Source organism: Paracoccus caeni (assembly GCF_016629665.1).
In the GTDB taxonomy this organism is placed as follows: domain Bacteria; phylum Pseudomonadota; class Alphaproteobacteria; order Rhodobacterales; family Rhodobacteraceae; genus Paracoccus; species Paracoccus caeni.
Genome location: NZ_JAEPRQ010000008.1, coordinates 20,481 through 39,129 on the forward strand (window position 1 = coordinate 20,481; position 18,649 = coordinate 39,129).

The 18,649-nt window shown below is 61.9% G+C and carries 20 protein-coding genes; 14 read left to right on the top strand and 6 right to left on the bottom strand.

Features of this window, described 5'->3' with window-relative positions; all coding sequences use genetic code 11:
• Window positions 1–52: 52 nt before the first annotated feature.
• Entirely contained in the window at window positions 53–946 is an 894-nt protein-coding gene (locus tag JJJ17_RS16755) for a YihY/virulence factor BrkB family protein (protein WP_200688473.1), read from the top strand.
• A 54-nt stretch (window positions 947–1,000) separates the two neighbouring features.
• Here JJJ17_RS16755 and JJJ17_RS16760 read toward each other — a convergent pair whose 3' ends face one another.
• Entirely contained in the window at window positions 1,001–1,804 is an 804-nt protein-coding gene (locus tag JJJ17_RS16760; protein ID WP_200688475.1) for a response regulator, read from the bottom strand.
• Between the two features lie 94 nt (window positions 1,805–1,898).
• Between JJJ17_RS16760 and JJJ17_RS16765 the strand changes: the two genes are divergently transcribed.
• From JJJ17_RS16765 to JJJ17_RS16800, 8 genes are all read left to right on the top strand, one after another.
• Entirely contained in the window at window positions 1,899–2,045 is a 147-nt protein-coding gene (locus JJJ17_RS16765; protein WP_200688477.1) for a NepR family anti-sigma factor, read from the top strand.
• A 38-nt stretch (window positions 2,046–2,083) separates the two neighbouring features.
• Complete coding sequence (locus tag JJJ17_RS16770; RefSeq protein ID WP_200688479.1) at window positions 2,084–2,653, top strand: RNA polymerase sigma factor; 570 nt, start codon at window positions 2,084–2,086, stop codon at window positions 2,651–2,653.
• A 4-nt stretch (window positions 2,654–2,657) separates the two neighbouring features.
• Window positions 2,658–4,448: a sensor histidine kinase gene (locus tag JJJ17_RS16775; protein WP_200688481.1), complete on the top strand. Its 1,791-nt coding sequence runs from the start codon at window positions 2,658–2,660 to the stop codon at window positions 4,446–4,448.
• Window positions 4,449–4,541: 93 nt separating this feature from the next.
• On the top strand, window positions 4,542–5,234 hold the full coding sequence (locus JJJ17_RS16780) for a paraquat-inducible protein A (RefSeq protein ID WP_200688483.1): 693 nt from the start codon (window positions 4,542–4,544) through the stop codon (window positions 5,232–5,234).
• Window positions 5,231–5,902, top strand: coding sequence for a paraquat-inducible protein A (locus JJJ17_RS16785; protein WP_200688485.1), 672 nt, complete (start codon window positions 5,231–5,233; stop codon window positions 5,900–5,902). The genes JJJ17_RS16780 and JJJ17_RS16785 overlap by 4 nt, the downstream gene beginning before the upstream one ends.
• An 8-nt stretch (window positions 5,903–5,910) precedes the next feature.
• Window positions 5,911–7,989: a PqiB family protein gene (locus tag JJJ17_RS16790; RefSeq protein WP_200688487.1), complete on the top strand. Its 2,079-nt coding sequence runs from the start codon at window positions 5,911–5,913 to the stop codon at window positions 7,987–7,989.
• A 4-nt stretch (window positions 7,990–7,993) separates the two neighbouring features.
• Window positions 7,994–8,638 carry a PqiC family protein gene (locus JJJ17_RS16795; RefSeq protein WP_234464159.1) on the top strand — a complete coding sequence of 215 codons (645 nt, stop codon included), beginning with the start codon at window positions 7,994–7,996 and terminating at the stop codon, window positions 8,636–8,638.
• A gap of 220 nt (window positions 8,639–8,858) precedes the next feature.
• Window positions 8,859–9,122, top strand: coding sequence for a TonB family protein (locus tag JJJ17_RS16800; RefSeq protein WP_200688489.1), 264 nt, complete (start codon window positions 8,859–8,861; stop codon window positions 9,120–9,122).
• Window positions 9,123–9,438: 316 nt separating this feature from the next.
• Here JJJ17_RS16800 and JJJ17_RS16805 read toward each other — a convergent pair whose 3' ends face one another.
• From JJJ17_RS16805 to JJJ17_RS16815, 3 genes are all read right to left on the bottom strand, one after another.
• Window positions 9,439–10,236 (bottom strand): 3'(2'),5'-bisphosphate nucleotidase CysQ, encoded by a 798-nt coding sequence (locus JJJ17_RS16805; RefSeq protein ID WP_200688490.1) that lies wholly within the window; start codon window positions 10,234–10,236, stop codon window positions 9,439–9,441.
• On the bottom strand, window positions 10,223–11,587 hold the full coding sequence (locus JJJ17_RS16810) for a TldD/PmbA family protein (protein WP_200688491.1): 1,365 nt from the start codon (window positions 11,585–11,587) through the stop codon (window positions 10,223–10,225). Before JJJ17_RS16810 ends, JJJ17_RS16805 begins: the two co-directional genes overlap by 14 nt.
• Before the next feature lie 101 nt (window positions 11,588–11,688).
• Window positions 11,689–13,344 (bottom strand): DUF2125 domain-containing protein, encoded by a 1,656-nt coding sequence (locus JJJ17_RS16815; protein WP_200688492.1) that lies wholly within the window; start codon window positions 13,342–13,344, stop codon window positions 11,689–11,691.
• A 77-nt stretch (window positions 13,345–13,421) separates the two neighbouring features.
• Here JJJ17_RS16815 and JJJ17_RS16820 point away from each other — a divergent pair, with 77 nt between their 5' ends.
• The gene (locus JJJ17_RS16820) at window positions 13,422–14,045 is read left to right on the top strand and encodes an enoyl-CoA hydratase/isomerase family protein (protein WP_200688493.1); all 624 of its coding nucleotides are present in this window, start codon (window positions 13,422–13,424) and stop codon (window positions 14,043–14,045) included.
• An 80-nt stretch (window positions 14,046–14,125) separates the two neighbouring features.
• On the opposite strand, the gene JJJ17_RS16825 is transcribed toward JJJ17_RS16820, so the two are convergent.
• Window positions 14,126–14,467 (bottom strand): DUF2853 family protein, encoded by a 342-nt coding sequence (locus JJJ17_RS16825; protein WP_200688494.1) that lies wholly within the window; start codon window positions 14,465–14,467, stop codon window positions 14,126–14,128.
• Window positions 14,468–14,782: 315 nt separating this feature from the next.
• Here JJJ17_RS16825 and JJJ17_RS16830 point away from each other — a divergent pair, with 315 nt between their 5' ends.
• The 3 genes from JJJ17_RS16830 to JJJ17_RS16840 are packed head-to-tail and all read left to right on the top strand — an operon-like array spanning window position 14,783 to window position 16,958.
• Window positions 14,783–15,547 (top strand): amino acid ABC transporter substrate-binding protein, encoded by a 765-nt coding sequence (locus JJJ17_RS16830; protein WP_200688495.1) that lies wholly within the window; start codon window positions 14,783–14,785, stop codon window positions 15,545–15,547.
• A complete protein-coding gene (locus tag JJJ17_RS16835; protein ID WP_200688496.1) occupies window positions 15,547–16,221 on the top strand; it encodes an amino acid ABC transporter permease in 675 nt (224 codons plus the stop codon). The genes JJJ17_RS16830 and JJJ17_RS16835 overlap by 1 nt, the downstream gene beginning before the upstream one ends.
• Window positions 16,218–16,958 carry an amino acid ABC transporter ATP-binding protein gene (locus JJJ17_RS16840; protein ID WP_200688498.1) on the top strand — a complete coding sequence of 247 codons (741 nt, stop codon included), beginning with the start codon at window positions 16,218–16,220 and terminating at the stop codon, window positions 16,956–16,958. Before JJJ17_RS16835 ends, JJJ17_RS16840 begins: the two co-directional genes overlap by 4 nt.
• Here JJJ17_RS16840 and JJJ17_RS16845 read toward each other — a convergent pair whose 3' ends face one another.
• The gene (locus JJJ17_RS16845) at window positions 16,959–17,378 is read right to left on the bottom strand and encodes a hypothetical protein (protein WP_200688500.1); all 420 of its coding nucleotides are present in this window, start codon (window positions 17,376–17,378) and stop codon (window positions 16,959–16,961) included.
• 263 nt (window positions 17,379–17,641) lie between these two features.
• Between JJJ17_RS16845 and JJJ17_RS16850 the strand changes: the two genes are divergently transcribed.
• Window positions 17,642–18,568, top strand: coding sequence for a glucokinase (locus JJJ17_RS16850; protein WP_200688502.1), 927 nt, complete (start codon window positions 17,642–17,644; stop codon window positions 18,566–18,568).
• The last annotated feature ends 81 nt before the right edge of the window (window positions 18,569–18,649 follow it).

An 18,649-nucleotide genomic window follows, 5' to 3' on the forward strand; every position in this document is an offset into this window, starting at 1 on the left:
CTCGTGTGACTGACAGGCCCGCTTCGGACCTGTGGGGAACGAGGATGTTTTGATGGTGATATGGAGCATTCTTCGCGATGTCTGGGCCTTCTGGGCCGCAGTCTTCGAAAGAATGGACAAGATCCATATGGGCCTCATCGCCGCCGGTGTGGCCTTTTACGCCATGTTCGCCGTTTTTCCCGGCCTTGCCGCGATCCTTGCGCTATGGAGCCTGTGGTTCGACCCTTCGGTCATCATGGCCTATGTGGATGTCGCCCATGAATTCATCCCCGACGGCGCGTCAGAGATCATCGACGGGCAGGTTCATTCGCTGACCGCTGCCGGGCGCACATCGATTGGTTGGGCGTCCTTCGTGTCGTTCATGGTCGCGACAATCGCCGCCCGCGCGGGTGTCGAGGCGCTGATCCGGGGTCTGAACGCCGCCTATGGTGTGCGCGGCCATTCCACGGTCTTCGGCTTTCTTCTGGCCTATATGCTGACGCTTGCCATCGTTGGGATATCGTTGGCGGGGCTTGCAACCATCGTGATCGTGCCGATCCTGCTGACCTTCGTGCAGATCGGGCAGGTTCGCATCTGGTTGCTGGGCGGCCTGCCATGGGCTGCCATGTTCGGGCTGGTGATCCTTGGGATCGGCATCCTCTATCGCTACGGCCCCAACGTGAAGACCCCGCGCACGCCGATCTTCACATGGGGGGCGCTGTTCGCGGCCCTGCTTTGGGCGGCGGCATCGGTGGGCTTCTCGGCCTATCTCAGCAGCTTCAACAGCTATAACCGGATCTACGGCTCCATCGGGACGGTCGTGGCGCTGCTGATGTGGTTCTACCTTGCCGGCTTCTCGGTCCTTTTGGGCGCGCTGATCAATGTCGAGCTTGCCCGGCGGCGGCGCGTCAAGGCCGCCCGGGCGGCCCGGCGCATCGCGTCTGAGGCAAAGACCAACCCGGAATGAAAAAGGCGCCAGCCAAAGCGGCGGCGCCTTCTTATTGTCGAAATACCCGAAAGATCAGGCCTTCAGACCCTCGGTCGAGGCAAAGAACATCGCCTGACTGACGGCAGAGCGGACCTGCTCTTCGCTATAGGGCTTCGAGATCAGGAAGGCTGGCTCCGGGCGGTCGCCGGTCAGCAGCCGTTCGGGGAAGGCGGTGATGAAGATCACCGGAATGTCGCCCAGACTGCCCAACAATTCATTGACCGCATCGATCCCGGAAGAGCCGTCGGCAAGCTGGATATCCGCTAGGATCAGGTCGGGACGCTCGGCCCCGGCCAGCTCGATGGCGGCAGAATGCGTGCGCGCAACGCCGGTCACGTCATGGCCAAGAGCCTGCACGATGCCCTTCAGATCCATGGCGATGATCATTTCGTCTTCGATCACCATCGCCTTGCCGCGCACGACATTCGCCATCTCGTCCATCGCGATGCGAACCAGTTGCTCTGCCTCGGATTGATCGATCTGCATGATTTCGGCGACCTGGCCGAAACGCATTTCCTCGATCGTGTGCAGCAGCAGCGCCTCACGCGAGTTCGGGGTCAGCTTGCTCAGGTGATCCTGTGCGCGCCGCTCGCGGGACGAAACCTCGCCATCCTCGACCGGCTGGCCCGAGCTTTGCCAGATTGCGTGGAATGCCTTGAACAGACCGATGCGGACATCGGCCTCGTCAGCGATGATCGAACGATCGGTCAGGATCGCCTCCAGCGTCGCCGCGGCATAGTTGTCACCCGCGCTCTGGCTGCCCGTCAGCGCACGCGCATAGCGACGCAGATAGGGCAGTTCGCGCCCGATGGATGTGGCCAGATCAACAGATGCCATAATAATTTGTCCTTATTCCCGTATTGCGAGGAACCATAATTAACCCCTACAGGTTGGGTCGGGTGCGCACAAGATTTCCGGGACTAACAAAAAGATGACAGCGAAGCGAGATGATCGCCGCAAGGCCGAGGTCGAAAAGCAGATCGACGAAAACCTACGGCGAGTTTACGAACAAGATTCCACGACAGAGATACCGGATCGTTTCCTGGATCTTCTCAAGAAACTGCGTGAGCAGGGATGACGCCCCCGGCTTCGCGGCCGCTTCGTGACGGGAATGGAATGACACAATCCGCCTCTACCGACCCCAAGGACCAGTTGGTCGATCACTTGCCTGCCCTGCGCGCCTTTGCGCTGTCGCTGACCCGAGAGGGGGCGTCGGCGGATGATCTGGTGCAGGACACGATCGTCAAGGCATGGACGAATATGGACAAGTTTCAGGCCGGGACCAACCTGCGCGCCTGGCTGTTCACGATCCTGCGCAACACCTTCTATTCTGCCCGCCGCAAGACCAAGCGCGAGGTCAGCGATACCGACGGCATACATGCCGCCCGTCAGGCCACCCGGCCCGAACATGATGGCCGCCTTGCCATGCGCGACTTCCGCGAAGCCTTCCGGCAACTGCCCGACGAACAGCGCGAGGCGCTTATTCTGGTTGGCGCATCCGGCTTTTCCTACGAGGAAGCCGCCGAGATGACCGGCGTTGCCATTGGCACAGTGAAATCGCGGGCCAACCGCGGACGGCGGAAGCTTGCCGAGCTGATGCATATGGAAGACGGGGAAGAGCTGGACATGACGGATCAGGCGACCCTTGCCGTCATGGCGGCGAACCAACCCACCACATCGCGGTAACCCGGTGCTGCGCCATCTGGGCGAGAGACTGAATTTCACCCGCAAGCTGGGGTTTCGGCTTGGGGCGCTGCTTTCTGTCGCGGTTCTGCCGCTTGGCCTGATCTCGCTGATCCAGAACTTCAATCTGGTCGGCTCGGCCGAGCGCAGCGTTGAAATCGCCCTTCTGGGACGGACGACTTCGGCGGCTGCGGGTGAACGGGCGTTGCTGCACTCGGCGCTGGGCTCTGCCGATGCGCTTGGGCCTGCGGTGCTGGAGGTGCTGGACCGTCCGGGCGTCTGTGCCGATCTGATGCGCAATTTCATCGAACGCAGTGCCACCTATGTCTCGGCGGGCTTCGTCTCGATGGACGGGTTCAGCCGTTGCGCCTCATCCGGCGACGGCAGCCCGATTGATCTGCGGAAATCATCCGCCTTTCAGGAGTTCGCCGAGGATCCCGGCACCCTTGTCACCTCGGTCGAGCGGGGCATCGTCAGCGGCCGTTCGGTCGTGATCGTCCTGCAGCCGCTTTACCGGGACCGCGATCTTCTGGGCTATGTCTGGCTGTCGCTGACCTATGAGCTGCTGCGATCCACCCATGACATCAGCCTTGGGACCGAGGGCGCTCGGATCATCACCTTCAATCATCGCGGCGATATCCTGACCTCGGATGGCGGCGTTGCCCGTCAGTATGAAGATATCCTGCCCAGCAATACCGACATGCTCAGCCTGATCTCGCGCAGCGAAACCACCTTCAGGGCGCGCGACAATAACGGCCAGAACCGGGTGTTTACGGTGGTGCCGGTGGTGCCGGGGCTGGTTTATGCCATCGGAAGCTGGAGCCCCAAGATCGCCAGCGTCGGTCTGTTTCAGGCATCGCGTCTGGGCGCAGTGACCATTCCGATTGCGCTGTGGCTGGTGTCGCTGGGCGTTGCCTATTTCGCCGTTTTCCGCATGGTCCTGCGCCACATCACCGTTCTGCGCGGCCAGATGCGCCGGTTCGCCATCGGCAACCGTTCCGAGCCGCCGCCGGTTCTGAACCACGCCCCCGCCGAAATCGCCGATGTTAGCCAGACCTTCCACAACATGGCGCGGATTCTGATCCGCGATGAGGAAGCGATGGAGGAAGCCGTCGCCGAAAAGACCGTCCTGCTGAAAGAGGTTCATCACCGGGTCAAGAATAACCTGCAACTGATCGCCTCGATCATCAACATGCAAAGCCGGGTGATCGACGACCCCGACGCCAAGCGCGTGTTGCGTTCGGTTCAAGACCGGGTGGCATCGCTGGCGACGATCTATCGCAACCTCTATCAGGCCGAGCATCTGGATTCGGTCGAGGCCGGGCGGCTGATTTCGGACATCATCAACCAGATGGTGAATGCCTCGTCCGGCCATGGCGGTGAGATGAAGGTCGAGACGGAGATCCAGAACCTTGTCCTTCTGCCCGATCAGGCGGTGCCGCTGGCGTTGATGGCGACTGAAGCCGTGACCAATGCGCTGAAATATTCCGGCACCGCGCCGGGGCAGGACGAGCCTTGGGTGCGGGTGCGGCTGACTTCGCCCGCGCCGGGGAAAGGGCTTCTGGAAATCTCGAACCCGGTCGGTCAGGACCGCGATACCAGCGAAAGCACCGGCCTTGGCAGCCAGTTGATCGAGGCTTTTGCGACCCAGCTTGACGGTGTCGTCGAAACCGGGATCGATGAGAATGTCTTTACCATGCGGCTGGAATTCGGGATCGACAGCGGTATTCCCGGCGTTTCCGCAGATGCGCGCAATGTGGTGCTGACCTCGGCGGCGCGGGATGGGGCGCGTCACTAGGTGGCATCCCGGATTGCAACACCTTCCCGATGATCGATCTGCCCGTGCATCCTGCCGCTTGCGCGGCTTCATTCCCGGTTTATCTTGTTAAACATGAACACACCCGAAAACCCGCAGCTATCCTATGATATGAAGACCGGCGAGGGGCTGATGGCCTGCCCGCGCTGCGATGCGCTGCATGTCGAGGAAGAGCTTGATCCCGGCGAAACCGCCCGCTGCATCCGCTGTGGCGGCGTGTTGGCGAAACCGCAGGGCGGGGCATTCGTGCAACTTATCGCGCTGTCCTTTACCTCGATGATCCTGCTGATGGGCGCGGTGTTCTTCCCGTTCCTTGAAATCTCGCGGATGGGCTTTGGCAACGCCACCTCGTTGTTCGGGGTGGCGCTGGCCTTTGCGGACGGAATTTTGCTGCCGCTGGTGCTGGCGGTTCTGGTGATGATCGTCGGCCTGCCGGTGATGCGATCCTTCCTGATCGTCTATACCCTGATCCCGCTGGCGCAGGGGCAGGCACCCTATCGCCATGCCGCAACCGCCTTCCGCTGGTCCGAAATGATGCGCCCGTGGTCGATGGCCGAGATCTTCGTGATCGGCACCGCCGTGGCGCTGGTCAAGGTGGCCGGGCTTGCCTCGGTCCATCTGGGGCCGGCCTTCTGGGCCTTCTGCGCGCTGATCCTCGTGAACCTCGCCTCTCGCGGCTTCATGTGCCAGACGACGATCTGGGACGCGATTGAGGATGCGGGCCTGCCAACCGACGGGCGCGAACTGGTGCAGGGACGCCGCGCATGAAGTCGGGTGTGGACCATATCGCCCCGATCATGACCGCACATCGGGCGGGGCTGCTGGGATGCCGAAGCTGTGGTCGTGTCTGGCCGGAAAGCGAAAGCCGCTGCCAACGTTGCGGCGCCGCGCTGGTGCCGCCGGATCGCCGTTCGCTGCAGAAGGTCTGGGCGTGGTGGTTTGCCGGGCTGATCATGTATATCCCGGCCAACGTCTTCCCGATGATGAGCACGCAATCCTTTGCGGGTCTGGCGGGCAATACGGAATCGACCATCCTCGAAGGCGTGGTCGAACTGATCCATTACGGCAATTACGACATTGCGATCATCGTCTTCGTGGCCTCGGTCGTGGTGCCGATGGCGAAATTCGTGGCGATCGCATGGCTTGCTATGGTCGCCGGGCGCCCCGCGACCCACGATCAGGCACATACGCGGCTGCATATCTACGAGGTGGTCGAATTCATCGGTCGCTGGTCGATGATCGACGTTTTCGTGGTCGCGATTCTGTCGGCACTGGTGCAATTAGGCTTCGTTGCCTCGATTCATCCGGGCCCTGCCGCAGTGTCATTCGCACTGTCTGTTGCCTTCACGATGCTTTCCGCGCAAAGCTTTGATCCAAGACTGATTTGGCGCGGTCTGCCGCTTCGCAGCCGCACCGATACCGAGGGGCAGGGATAACCACACGAATGACTGACCAGCCGCAGCAGAACGAGCAGCAGTCGCCACCAACCCCGCCCGCACCGTCCAGCCCGGTGCGCAAATCCGCACGCCGCGCCGCGGCCGCCGGTTTGAACGTGGTCTGGCTGGTGCCGATCATCGCTCTGATCGTGACCCTTGTTATCGCGTGGAACGCCTATTCCGGCCGGGGCGAGCTGATCGAAGTCGAATTCGCCGACGCCACCGGCATCAATCCCGGCGAGACGACCTTGCGCTTCCGCGAAATCACCGTTGGTCAGGTCGAGGGCGTGAAATTCACCGCCGATCTGTCGCGCGTCGTGGTGGAAATCCGCGTCGATAAAGACGTGGCGACCTATATCGACGATCAGGCCGCGTTCTGGATCGTCCGCCCGCAGGTTACGGCCCAAGGCGTCACCCGCCTTGATACCGTCCTCAGCGGCTCTTTCATCGAGGGCTATTGGGACGCCGACGTGACCGCCCCGCAAACTCATTTCGTCGGTCTGGCCCGCCCGCCGCTGATCCGCGAGGATGCGAAGGGCACCTGGGTCACCCTGTCGATGGACAATGCCGACGGCATGACCGAAGGCGCCCCGATCCTCTATCGCGGGGTCGAGGTCGGTCGCCTAGAAAACCTGCGTCTTGACGAAAACAGCGACGGTGTCATCGCCGACGCCTTTATCGAGGCCCCGCATGATCAGCGCCTGACCACCTCGACCGTGTTCTGGGATACCTCGGGCTTCTCGCTGTCTCTCGGCGTGCGCGGTGTTTCGTTCAACGTGAACTCTCTCGCCTCGCTGCTACAAGGCGGCGTCGCCTTTGACACCATCGTCAGCGGCGGCCAGCGGGTCGAACCCGGCCATACCTTCGCCGTCCAGACCGACGAAGATACCGCCCGCAGCGATGTGCTAGCCAGCGAACAGGGCGAGGTTCTTTACCTCACCATGCGGATCGAGGATTCGCTGCAAGGTCTGGAAAAAGGCGCCGATGTGCAGTTCCAGGGCCTGAACGTGGGCCGGGTCAGCAATCTGGCCGTCAGCGTCGCGAATAACGGCTCGGGCCGCCCGGATGTCCAGCAAGAGGTGACGTTGGCGATCTCGCCCGCGCGCCTTGGCCTGCCCCATGACGCCACGCCCGAAGATGCGCTTGCCTTCCTTGAGGAAGCTGTCGCGGCGGGCCTTCGCGCCCGTATCGCCAGCGCCGGCCTTCTGGGTATCTCGCTGATGGTCGAGCTGGTCGAAATCCCGGATGCCGAGCCTGCGACCATCGACACCGATGCCGAACCAAATCCGGTCATCCCCTCGGTCGATGGCGATATCGAGGATTTCCGCGCCAATGCCGAAGGCTTCCTGACCCGCATCGGCAACCTGCCGATCGAAGAGACGCTGAAAGCCGCGACCGACATGATGAACAGCGTCACGGCCATTGCCAGCTCGCAAGAGACGCGGGCCATTCCCGGCGCTTTGCGTGAAACGCTGGACAACGCCAATTCCGCCGCCACCGATATCAGCGGCATTGCCCGCGAATTGCGTGAAAACGGCACCGCCGCTGAAATGTCCCGCCTGATTGCCGAAGCCGCCGATGCAGCCGAGGCGATCAAGCTGGCAGCAGCCGACGCGCCGGAAATGGTCGAACGGATCGACGCCGCTGCCGCCGCGGTCGAGGAATTCGGCTTTGCCGAAATCAGCACTCAGGCCGAGGGTATCCTTGCCGATCTGCGCGCCATGCTGGGCAGCGAAGATGCCGAGCAACTGCCGCGCAACCTGTCGAACACGCTTGAGGCCGCCTCGGGCTTGCTCAACGACCTGCGTGACGGCAATGCGGCGGGCAGCCTCAACAACGCGCTTGATTCCGCCAGCAATGCGGCGGATGAGATCGCCAAATCGGTTCAGGAACTGCCGCAGCTTGTTCAGCGTTTGCAGACAACCGCCGCCCGGGCCGATGCGGTGCTTGCCGCATATGGCGAGCGGTCGGCCTTCAACAACGAAGCAATCAACATGATGCGCGAACTGCGCCGCGCGACCGAGGCTTTCGGCTCTCTGGCGCGGCTGATCGAACGCAACCCGCGCGCCTTCATTCTGGGACGATGACCACATGACAGCGATGACCCATCCCCGCATGTTCGCCGCCCTTGCCGGGATCGGCCTTCTGGCCTTGGCCGGATGTTCGAACCCCGAAAAGACGGCGCGCTACCTGATCGATCCGCCGGTGACGGCAGGTCAGGTGCCGAACCGCCTTGGCACGGCGGAACTGAAGGACGTGTCCCTGCCCGAATACGCCTCGGGTCAGGAGGTGGCTTTCCAGACCGAGGATGGCGCCGTCCGCTCGAACCCCGACAACCTCTGGGCCGACAATCCGCAGCGCGGCTTCACACTGGCCCTTGCCCGCGCCATCTCCGATGCGTCCGGCGCCACCGTGATCGGTGAGCCTTGGCCCTTGGGCGAACCCCCGCAACGCACGCTTGAAGTGCGGGTCGAGCGGGCATTGACGCAGGCGAACAACGTCTATCGCCTCTCGGGCCGCTATTTCGTGTCCGACAGCAAAGGCGGCGGCACAAACCACGCCCGCAGCTTCGACATTTCGGTCCCGGTCGGCAGCGAAACCCCCGGCGCAACCTCGGTCGCCGTCTCGCAGGCCATCGCGCAACTCGCGGTCCAGATCGCCACCCTCTCAGGCCCCGGCCGCACGATTGCGACGCAAACCCCGGCGGACCCGTTCGGGCTCGACCCGTTGTTCTGATTATCGCTTGTAGCGCGACCAAATGGGGGCTTCGGTGAGGTTCATTTCGGCAGCACTTATTTCCGTCTGCTTTGTATGTTCAAGCTATGCAGGGCCTCGGTTAGAGAAGTCAGAAAGTCTCCTTGTCGCGACGGATGAAAATGGCCGAGGCGTCGTTCTCGTAACGAACGGGGGAGACTGGGTAGCTGTGATCGGCCACTACATCTCAAGGTCGATAAGGATGCCCAGACAAATCAGGGAAGACGGTCCTTGGGGCGACTTCTTGTTGAAAGTCAGATTCGTAGCCAGTCCCGAAGGTAAGGTGAAAGATGCGCGGATAGAGGAGAGTTCTGGCGACTCTCAACTCGATGCTTATGTACTGGAGGCCATCAGATCGTTGGAACTGATGCGTTTCACCAAAGATATGGGCCAAGAAGATCTGGCCTTCACGCTCCCCATCAATATCAGTAATCCCCCGCCCGCAGAGCCGGCGGTTTCAGATTGATCGCGATCAGTATTGAAGCCGAATTCTCGCTCCACATCGGTCAGGTGAAATTTCTTCTCTTGCATGCGCCTGCCGCCGGATTGCCCTCTGATCTGACAAGCGCGGCGGCGTAACGTCTCCATGTGACAGCCGAACCGATTGTTTCACCACCGCGCAACACCACCGTTCGCAAGCTGTGTACAGGCTGTGCACGCCCTGTGCCTATGCGGTGTACGCTCTGTGCAGTCAAAACCCCAGCATTTGCTGAAGTTCCTACATCACCGCTTCTTCGTTGCCAAAATACCGACAGCAACGTCCGCAGGTGTTGCGCGCCGCCTCAATTCGGGGGCTGTTCAGGCTCCAGCGCATCCAGCAACTGCCCGTGCAGCATCGACCCCGCAACGATCAGCCCGTCCACCATCGCCTTGGGCGAATTGAACTTCATCCGCTCCCCGCGCCGGTCCGAAACAACCGCCCCGGCGCGCTCTGCGATCAGGCTTCCCGCTGCAATATCCCACTCCCACGCTGCCCGCAAAGACAGCGCGGCATCGAACCGACCCTCTGCGGCAAGGCACAGACGCCATGCCAACGACGGACGAAATTCGCGTTTGAAATCAGGAACATGATGACCGCGCCAGAAGCCCGGCTCGGCAGCGGCGCGATAGGTCAGGACGGTCGCGCCGGGCAGGCTGGCATGGCTTGGCCGGATCGGCTCTCCGTTTCGCAGCGCCGGCCCATCCTCGAAGGCGGTATAGGTGACGTTGCGCACCGGCAGATGCACCACCGCCGCTACAATCCGGTCGCCCCGCGCCACTGCCAGCGAATGCGAAAAGCCCTCCTGCCCCGCGATGAAGGCTCGCGTGCCGTCGATCGGATCGATGATAAAGCAATGCCGCGCATCCAGTCGCGACGGATCGGCCTCGCTCTCCTCGGACAGCCAGCCATAATCCGGCCTGACCCCGCGCAGCATCCCCTGCAGCGCGTCGTTCACCGCCAGATCCGCCTCGGTCACCGGCCCAGCATCATCGGCCTTTTCCCATGATTTAGGATCGTTTTTCCAATAGCTTAGCGCGATCTTGCCAGCCTCTCGGGCGGCATCGACCAGCAGCGTCAGATCAACCTCAGGCCCCGGCAACGGTCATCCCCTCGACCAGCAGACTGGGCACTTCGGACCCGCGCCACGGCAGCGCATCATCCGCAGCGATCAGCGTCATCAGCATATCGCGCAGATTGCCCGCAATCGTGCATTCATTGACCGGATAGGCGATTTGCCCGTTCTCGACCCAGAACCCGGCCGCCCCGCGCGAATAATCCCCCGTCGTCCCGTTGACCGAGGCCCCCAGCATCGACGTCACCAACAACCCCTGCCCCATATCGGCGATCAACTGCTGCTGCGTCCGGTCGCCCGGCGTCAGGATCACGTTGCTGTTCGTAGGGGAAGGCGCCGAAGCCAGCCCCCGCGCGGCCGAGGCCGTGCTGTCCATCCCCAGCTTCCGCCCGGTCGCCAGATCCAGAGTCCAGCCCTTCAGAACCCCATCCTCGATGATCTTGCGCCGGAACGTCGCCAGCCCTTCGGCATCGAACGGACGCGAGGACGGATAGCGCAGCCTGTGCGGATCCTCGATCAGATCCATACCTGCGGGCAACACCTGTTCGTCCAGCGCCTTTCGCAGCCAGCTTGCGCCACGCGCGATGGCCGCGCCGTTTACCGCAGACAGCAGATGCCCGATCAATGAGGCCGCCACGCGGCGATCATAGAGGATCGGAAACGCGCCGGTCGGCGGCTTACGCGAACCGGCCCGGTCCAGCGTGCGGTCTGCCGCCAGTAGGCCGATCTCTTCCGGTTCGGGTAGATCCGCAGCCCAAATGCGGGATTCGGCGGCATAGTCACGCTCCATCCCCAAGCCTTCGCCGGTGATCGCCACGGTCGAGATCGCATGGGTCGAGCGTTCGTAACCCGCTGAAAACCCGTTGGAAGCGGCCAGCCAAAGATTGCGGCGGCTGAATGAGGCATTCGCGGCCTCGACCTGACTGATGCCCTTGCGGGACAGCGCCGCAGCCTCGGCGCGCAACGCCAGTTGTTGCAGATGGTCGGGCTGCGGATCGGGTTGATCGTCTGCCAGCTCCAGCCCGGTCGCGTCACGTTCGGCGGCAAGCTGATCCGGGTCCGCAAGCCCCAGATTGTCATCCACCGGAGCCTCGCGGGCCATGACGACGGCGCGTTCTGCCATGTCGCGGATGGTCGCCTCGCTATGTTCCGAGGCCGCCACACTGGCCTGCCGCCCACCGATCAGCACCCGCAACCCGATCTCGACCCCCTCGGCACGCTCTGCATGTTCCAGCGCACCTGCGCGGGTGTCGATGCTGACCGACCGACCATGCATCGCAAGGGCATCGGCCTGATCAGCCCCGGCCCGACGGGCGGCGGCGATCAGCGTTTCGGCCAGGTTTTGCAGGTTAACGGGGGCTTCGGGCTTGCTGGTCATGGCATCTCCTTGCTGCGTCGTATTTTTCGCGCACCGGATGCGGCAGTGCAAATGAAAAGGGCCGGGACTGATGCCCCGGCCCGAAGGTCAGTCGACCACGATTACTTGATCTGCTGGCCGTTGGCGAAGATCGAGCCGCCTTCACGGAATTCGATCTCGGTCGCCAGTTTGTCGGTTTCACCCTCGACCGGCTTGGCGAACATCGCCATCATCATGCGCACGCCCATAACCTGATCCTGCGGCACGAAGCCCATCGCCACGGCCTTGTCCAGAAGACCGTTGATGCCTTCGAAATTGCCCTGAAGCTTGCCGACCGGCTGCTCGGGATTGTCGCCGAAATCAAGTTCGCCGGTCACATCGGCTTTGGCGCCGACCGCATCAAGCGCGACACGGTTGACCTGCAGGGTCTTCGGCTCCATCGGCACCGGAGGCGCGACGGGGAAGCCGTTCGCATCGGTCTGCGGCTGGCTCAGCGCCGGATCGAACAGGTCCATCGTGACCAGCATGTCACCCGACAGATCGACCGTCAGGCTGGCAGGATCGCGCGGCAATTGGCTTTGCGGATCGAACAGGTTCCAGATGGCGTCATCCAGCGTCAGACCGCCCAGCGTATAGGCGAATTTGAACGGTTGCGGCTCTTCGCCCTTGGTCAGCGGCAGCATCAGATCCGCCGAGGTTTCCTGAATGCCGTAGCGGATCGGGAAGGGAACGTCGCTGATGTTCAGCTCGACATTCGTGTTCACCGAATGACCCTTATAGCCCATGCCTTCTTCGGCCATCGCGAAAGCCAGCTCGCTTGCGCCCGACGTGAACGTACCGTTGACGGTTTTCGCCGGTGCTTCCTGCGTGCCGGGCTGTTCGACGTTAAGGGTGCCTTGCATATCCTTGTAGCTCAGCGTGCCGTCGAAGTTGAAACCGGCAGCAAGCGCTTCGGCCATCTGGGTGCCAAAGTCGAATTCACCGGCAGGCGCAGTGCCCTCACCTTTCGAGGCGATGCCGTTCATCGTCAGATCGACTGCGAACTTGCCTTCCTGATTGGGCAGGTCCATGGCGCTGGTGATCTTCAATGCCGAGGCGACCATATCGAAGGTCGAATGGGTCTCATCAGCGCCGGTATTGCGCTGCGTGCCCTTCACATCGGTGAATTCCATCGTCGCAGGCAGGACAACGTCGTCTTCCTGCATCGGAATCTGCATGTCCAGCTTGATCGAGGGATAGGTGTATTCGTACAGCACATCCTCGGGCGAGCCCGACATCAGCATTTCGTTATCCGGCATCAAGATGGTGCCGGTCATTTCCAGCGTCTCGGTCGGCATGTCGGTGCCCGTCGCGGCGTCCGCATCGGCGGTTTCGCCTGCCGCGCCATCTTCGGCGGTCGGATCTGCGGCATCATCGGTTGCCGTGTCCTGATCCGGGCTATCCGTGCCTGCAGCGGCATCCGGGTTCGGAACCTCAAAGGTCGCGCTGAACGCCATATCGCCATCCAACACCATGCGCACCTTGGCGTCGCCGGTCTCGGTGAAGCTGATCTTCGGGATGGTGATGCTGGTTTCGCCAGGATTGTTCTGGAAGGTGAAGGCCGCGTCGGTGACGGTCAGGCTGCTACCGGCGTCATCGACAGTGCCGGTCACCTCATAGCCGAAATCCTTGTAGTATTTGGTCAGGTTTTCCCATGCCTGGGCCGGGGTAATGTCAGCCAGAGCAGGAGCCGCACCAACGATCAGCGCAACTGCCGAGGTTGAAAGCGAACGGAGCATGCCGGATACCTTTCGAAAATGCGTTTGGTCTTTCGGGTGTGTGACACAGACGGGACTTAAGTGAAAGGGAACATTCCGTGATTACGCTTGGGCATCGGCAAGGATCGGCAATTCTGACCATCGCTCGCACGGATAAGGCGAACTCACTTACCGAAGAGATGTTGCAGCACCTGACCGCGCATCTGGACGATCTTGCGGCAAGTGATTGCAGGGCGGTCATCCTGACAGGCGCGGGGCGGGTCTTCTCGGCCGGGGCAGACCTTGACGCGGCGCGGGCCGGGCTTGCCGTCTCGCCGGAATGGGAGCGGCTGTCGGCGCGGGTGGCTTCGATGCCCTGCCTGACGATTGCGGCGTTGAACGGCACGGCCGCCGGTGGTGCCCTTGGCATGGTGCTGGCCTGTGACCTGCGTATCGCCGTGCCAGAGGCGCGGATTTTCTATCCGGTCATGCGGCTGGGCTTTCTGCCACAGCCAAGCGATCCGATCAGGCTGCGCGCGCTGGTTGGTCCGTCACGCGCCAAGATGATCCTGATGGCGGGACAAAAGATCGGCGCGGCAGAGGCATTGGCTTGGGGTCTGATCGACCGGCTGTCTGGGCCTGACAGCCTGATCGATGATGCATTGGCGCTGGCGGGCGATTGTCTGGCGGCGGCACCGGATCACGTCGCGACGATCAAAGGGATGATCGACCGGGCGATCTAGCCGAAATCAGGACTGCCCAGCCGCGAAATCGGCTGGGCGATGTGCTGCGCGCCGTTCCCGAAGAAGAAGGCGCCCTGCCCTCAGCCGTAAACCGACTGGCGGCCGAAATGCTGGCACAGCAGGTAATACAGAACCGCGCGGTATTTGTTGCGGTTGGCGCGGCCATAACGCTCGATCACGGTATCGATCGCGGTCATCAGTTCGGGTCCATTGGCAAGACCCAGCTTCTTGATCAGATAGTTGTCCCGGACCCGCTCAAGCTCTTGAGTGTCGCTTGCCGCCACGGTTTCCGAATCCGCGTTGTAGATTGACGGCCCAAGCCCGATCGTCACTTTGGTCAGCAGATCCATATCTGCGGTCTCACCCAGCTTGTCCTTGATGTCGGCGGCGTATTTCGCGATCAGATCGTCACGTTTGCTCATTGTCCCTAACTCCCCTGTTGCGGCATCTCGCCTGCGTAGAGGATGCTGGCTGACCTGTATGAAATCAAGCGCTTCGACAGGTCTGACAGGGGCATAGGCAATCACGCGCCAGACCGGGGCCGGGGGTAAGATCGTTCCGAGAACGCGCCCTATTGCACCCCGGCGCGGAACGATGTTCCATGAATACGCGATAACAAGCATCACCTGTTCCATGCCGGGCAAAGGATCGTCAGACGGTTTTCTTTTTTCGGCCCGGCGCTTGTGGGCATCGGCGCCCGGGCGCAAGTAAGTGGCAAGAAATGAAGGAGTATTCTGATGCGCACCACCATCCTGTCGGCCATTCTTGCGCTGGCGACCGCCCTGCCCGTCTCGGCCGAGACCATTCGCGTCGGCATGTCCGGCGGCTATTTCCCGTTCACCTTCACCCGCGCCGATGAATTGCAGGGCTTCGAAGTCGATTTCCTGAATGCCGTGGGCGAGATCACCGGCGACGATATCGAATTCGTCACCATGTCCTTTTCCGGCCTGATCGGCGCGCTGGAGGCCGGACGCATCGATACCGTCGCCAACCAGATCACGATCACCCCCGAACGCGAGGCGAAATTCGCCTTTACCCAGCCTTACGTGTTTGACGGCGCGCAGGTGGTGGTGAAAGAAGGCAATGAGGGTGAAATCACTGGCCCGGAAAGCCTGAAGGGCAAATCCGTCGCGGTGAACCTTGGCTCGAATTTCGAGGAATTGCTGCGCGCCCTGCCCTATGCTGATGAAATCGATATCCGCACCTATGAAAGCAATATCGAACAGGACACCGCGCTTGGCCGGGTCGATGCTTTCGTGATGGACCGGGTGTCCTCGGCTCAGGTGATCGCCGAAAGCCCGCTGCCGCTGGCGCTGGCCGGTCAGCCCTTTGACGAGATCCGCAACGCGCTGCCCTTCCGTAATGACGAGGCCGGAAACGCCCTGCGTGACCGCGTCGATGCCGCCATTACCGAGCTGAAGGAAAATGGCACGCTGGCCGAGATTTCGCAGAAATGGCTGAAAGCCGACGTGACGCAGCCGCTGGCTGAAGCGGCGGAATAATGCGGGCACTGGACACCGCCTATATGTGGGATCTGGTGCCGGTGATTGCCGGTTATGTCCCGCTGACGATGTTCATGGCTGTGGTCTCGATGGTGGCGGCGCTGGTGCTGGCCGCCATCCTGGCCATCATCCGTGTGCTGCGGATTCCGGTCATTGACCGGATCGTGGCGGTGTTCATCAGCTTTTTTCGCGGCACGCCGTTATTGGTGCAGCTTTTCCTGTTCTATTACGGCCTGCCGCAGCTTCTATCCTTCATGACCGCGATCGATGGCATCACCGCCGCGATCTTCGGTCTGACGCTGCATTTCGCGGCCTATATGGCCGAAAGCATCCGCGGCGCGATCCTTGGCGTTGACCGCAGCCAATGGGAGGCCGCGCAGTCCATCGGCATGACCCAAGGCCAGCTTTTGCGCCGGATTATCCTGCCGCAGGCTTCACCCATCGCGGCGCCGACGCTGATGAATTACTTCATCGACATGATCAAAAGCACCTCGCTAGCCTTCACCCTTGGCGTGACCGAAATGATGGGCGCGACCCAGAAGGAAGCCGCTGGCAGCTTCCTCTATCTCGAAGCATTTCTGGTCGTCGCCCTGTTTTATTGGGTCATCGTCGAGGTTCTATCCGTCGGCCAACGCTGGATGGAGCGGCATCTGGGCAAGGCGGTGGCACGATGAGCTGCAATATAAGCATCAGCGGCCTGACCAAGCGTTTCGGCACCAATACCGTGCTGAACGACATCAGCCTTAGCCTGACGCCGGGCGAGCGGGTGGCGATCATCGGGCCGTCAGGGACCGGAAAATCCACGCTGTTGCGCTGTCTTAACTATCTGGACCGGCCCGATAAGGGTCTGATAACTTTAGGTGATCTGTCGGTAGATGCCGAACGCGCCAGCCGCGCCGATATTCTGGCGCTGCGCCGCAGGACCGGCTTCGTTTTTCAGAACTATGCGCTTTTCGCCAACAAAACCGCCCGCCAGAACATCATGGAGGGGTTAACGGTCGTCCGCGACTGGTCGAAGGACAAGGCGCGGGCGCGGGCGGATGAGATCCTTGCCCGGATCGGGCTTGCGGATCGCGGCGACAGCTATCCTTCGGCCCTGTCGGGCGGTCAGCAGCAGCGGGTTGGGATTGGCCGGGCGATGGCGCTGGACGCCGATCTGATGCTTCTGGACGAACCGACCAGCGCACTTGACCCGGAATGGGTGGGCGAGGTGCTGGATCTGATCCGCCGCATCGCTGACGGTCGGCAAACGATGCTAATCGTGACGCACGAGATGCAATTCGCGCGTGAGATCGCCGACCGGATCGTCTTCATGGATGGCGGGCGGATCGTGGAACAGGGACCGCCCGAGCAAATCTTCGGTAATGCGCAGGATGAACGCACCCGGGCCTTCCTGCGCCGCGTCGGCTGATCACTCCAGCCCGGCCGAGAAGTAATAAGTCTCGGCCTCGCGCTTGCCATCAAACCCCGTGCCCGAGGCGATGATGCAGCTTGTCCCGTCTCGCATCGGCTCTACCAGTGTCCAGGTGCCCATTTGTGCCGAACCCCAAAGCTCGGTGCCGTCGGGATCGTGGGAATCGACGTGGTCTTCGCTGAAATCATGGGTCAGCGTCCGCCGGATCTCGATGTGATCGGCGCAGTAGGGCTCTTCGCCGATGGCCATATCAGCCGTCGGCATGTCGCCGGACGTGATTTCAGGCGACAATGCGGGCATCGTCTGCTCTTGCAGCGGCTGCTCGGCGCGGATCGCCGCATGGACCGGCATCGAAACGATCAGAGCAGCACCTCCGGCAAGGACAAGCCGGGCAAGGGGATTTTTCGCGTGTTTCATGACGTCAGCCTTCCTCTGCTGTTGCCATCGAAGACGAGAAAAAACGCCGTATTGGCGTCAGGGTTCCGTTTTTTGACCTCGGAAGGTGGTTCACGAGGGGGCTGGGCTACGATCAACATTCTGTATTTATGGGATAAATCTGTGAGGCAAACCTTTCGCTGCAAGCACGGTGAAATCTTAAAGGTTCCGATTGTGTCCTGCTCGCGAAATTCGTAGCACAAACGCTGATAGCGATAGCAACGATTGGCGCGGCGGAGGTCGATATGGCGATGCTTCTGGGGGATGTCGGGGGAACCAATGCACGGTTCGCCCTTGCGCGGAACGGTGTGATCGACCGCGAGACTGTGACCCGTTATCGCGGCGACGATTTCCCGACCTTTGACGAGGTGGTGGCCCGTTTTCTGCAGGAACAGGGACAGCCGCGTATCACTTCGGTCTGTATTGCGGCGGCGGGACCGGTCAGCGGCGGTCGCGCCAGCCTGACCAACCGCGACTGGGACATGACCGAGGATGGGCTGGCGAAGCTGACCGATGCCGATCAGGTCCGGCTGATCAACGACCTGACCGCGCTTGGTTATGCGACGCCCGCCTTGCGCGGTGATGGGGTGCGGGTGCTGCGTGATGCGCCTGCCGACCGGGCGCGGAACGGGCAATCGCTGGTCGTGGGGCTGGGCACAGGCTTCAATGTCTGCGCCGTCCGCGCGCTGCCGACCGGCGGGATCGTCGCGATGGAAGCGGAAGAGGGGCATACCCAGCTTCCCGCGAATGTCTATCGCAGGCTGGTCGATCTGTTGGGGGCTGAGGCGACCGACCGCTTCTTCTCGACCGAGGAATTGTTCGCAGGTCGTGGCCTGTCGCATCTGCACGCGGCCCGCACCCGGACAGCGCCTGCGCGGGGCGAGGATATCGCCCGCGCCGCCGAATCTGGTGAGGCAGAGGCGGTCGCAACCTATGATCTGTTCACTGATCTGGTCGGTTTGCTGTGCCGTGAACTGTCAATGCGCTTCATGCCGCTGGACGGGCTGTTTCTGGCTGGCAGCGTTGGCCGCAGCATCGCCGACCGCATGGACCGTTTTGAGACCAGCTTCCTGGACGAGCCATACATGCGGCATATTCCTGAAAATACGCCGATTTTCCTGATCCTGGACGATATGGCCGCGCTTCACGGTTGTCTGGCGGCTTTGTCCTAAAGGTGACACACCGCCCAAAGATCGGTTAACTGGGACGATCCGCTGGATTCCCCGCTTCTTTCCTGTTCAAATAGCGCAAAG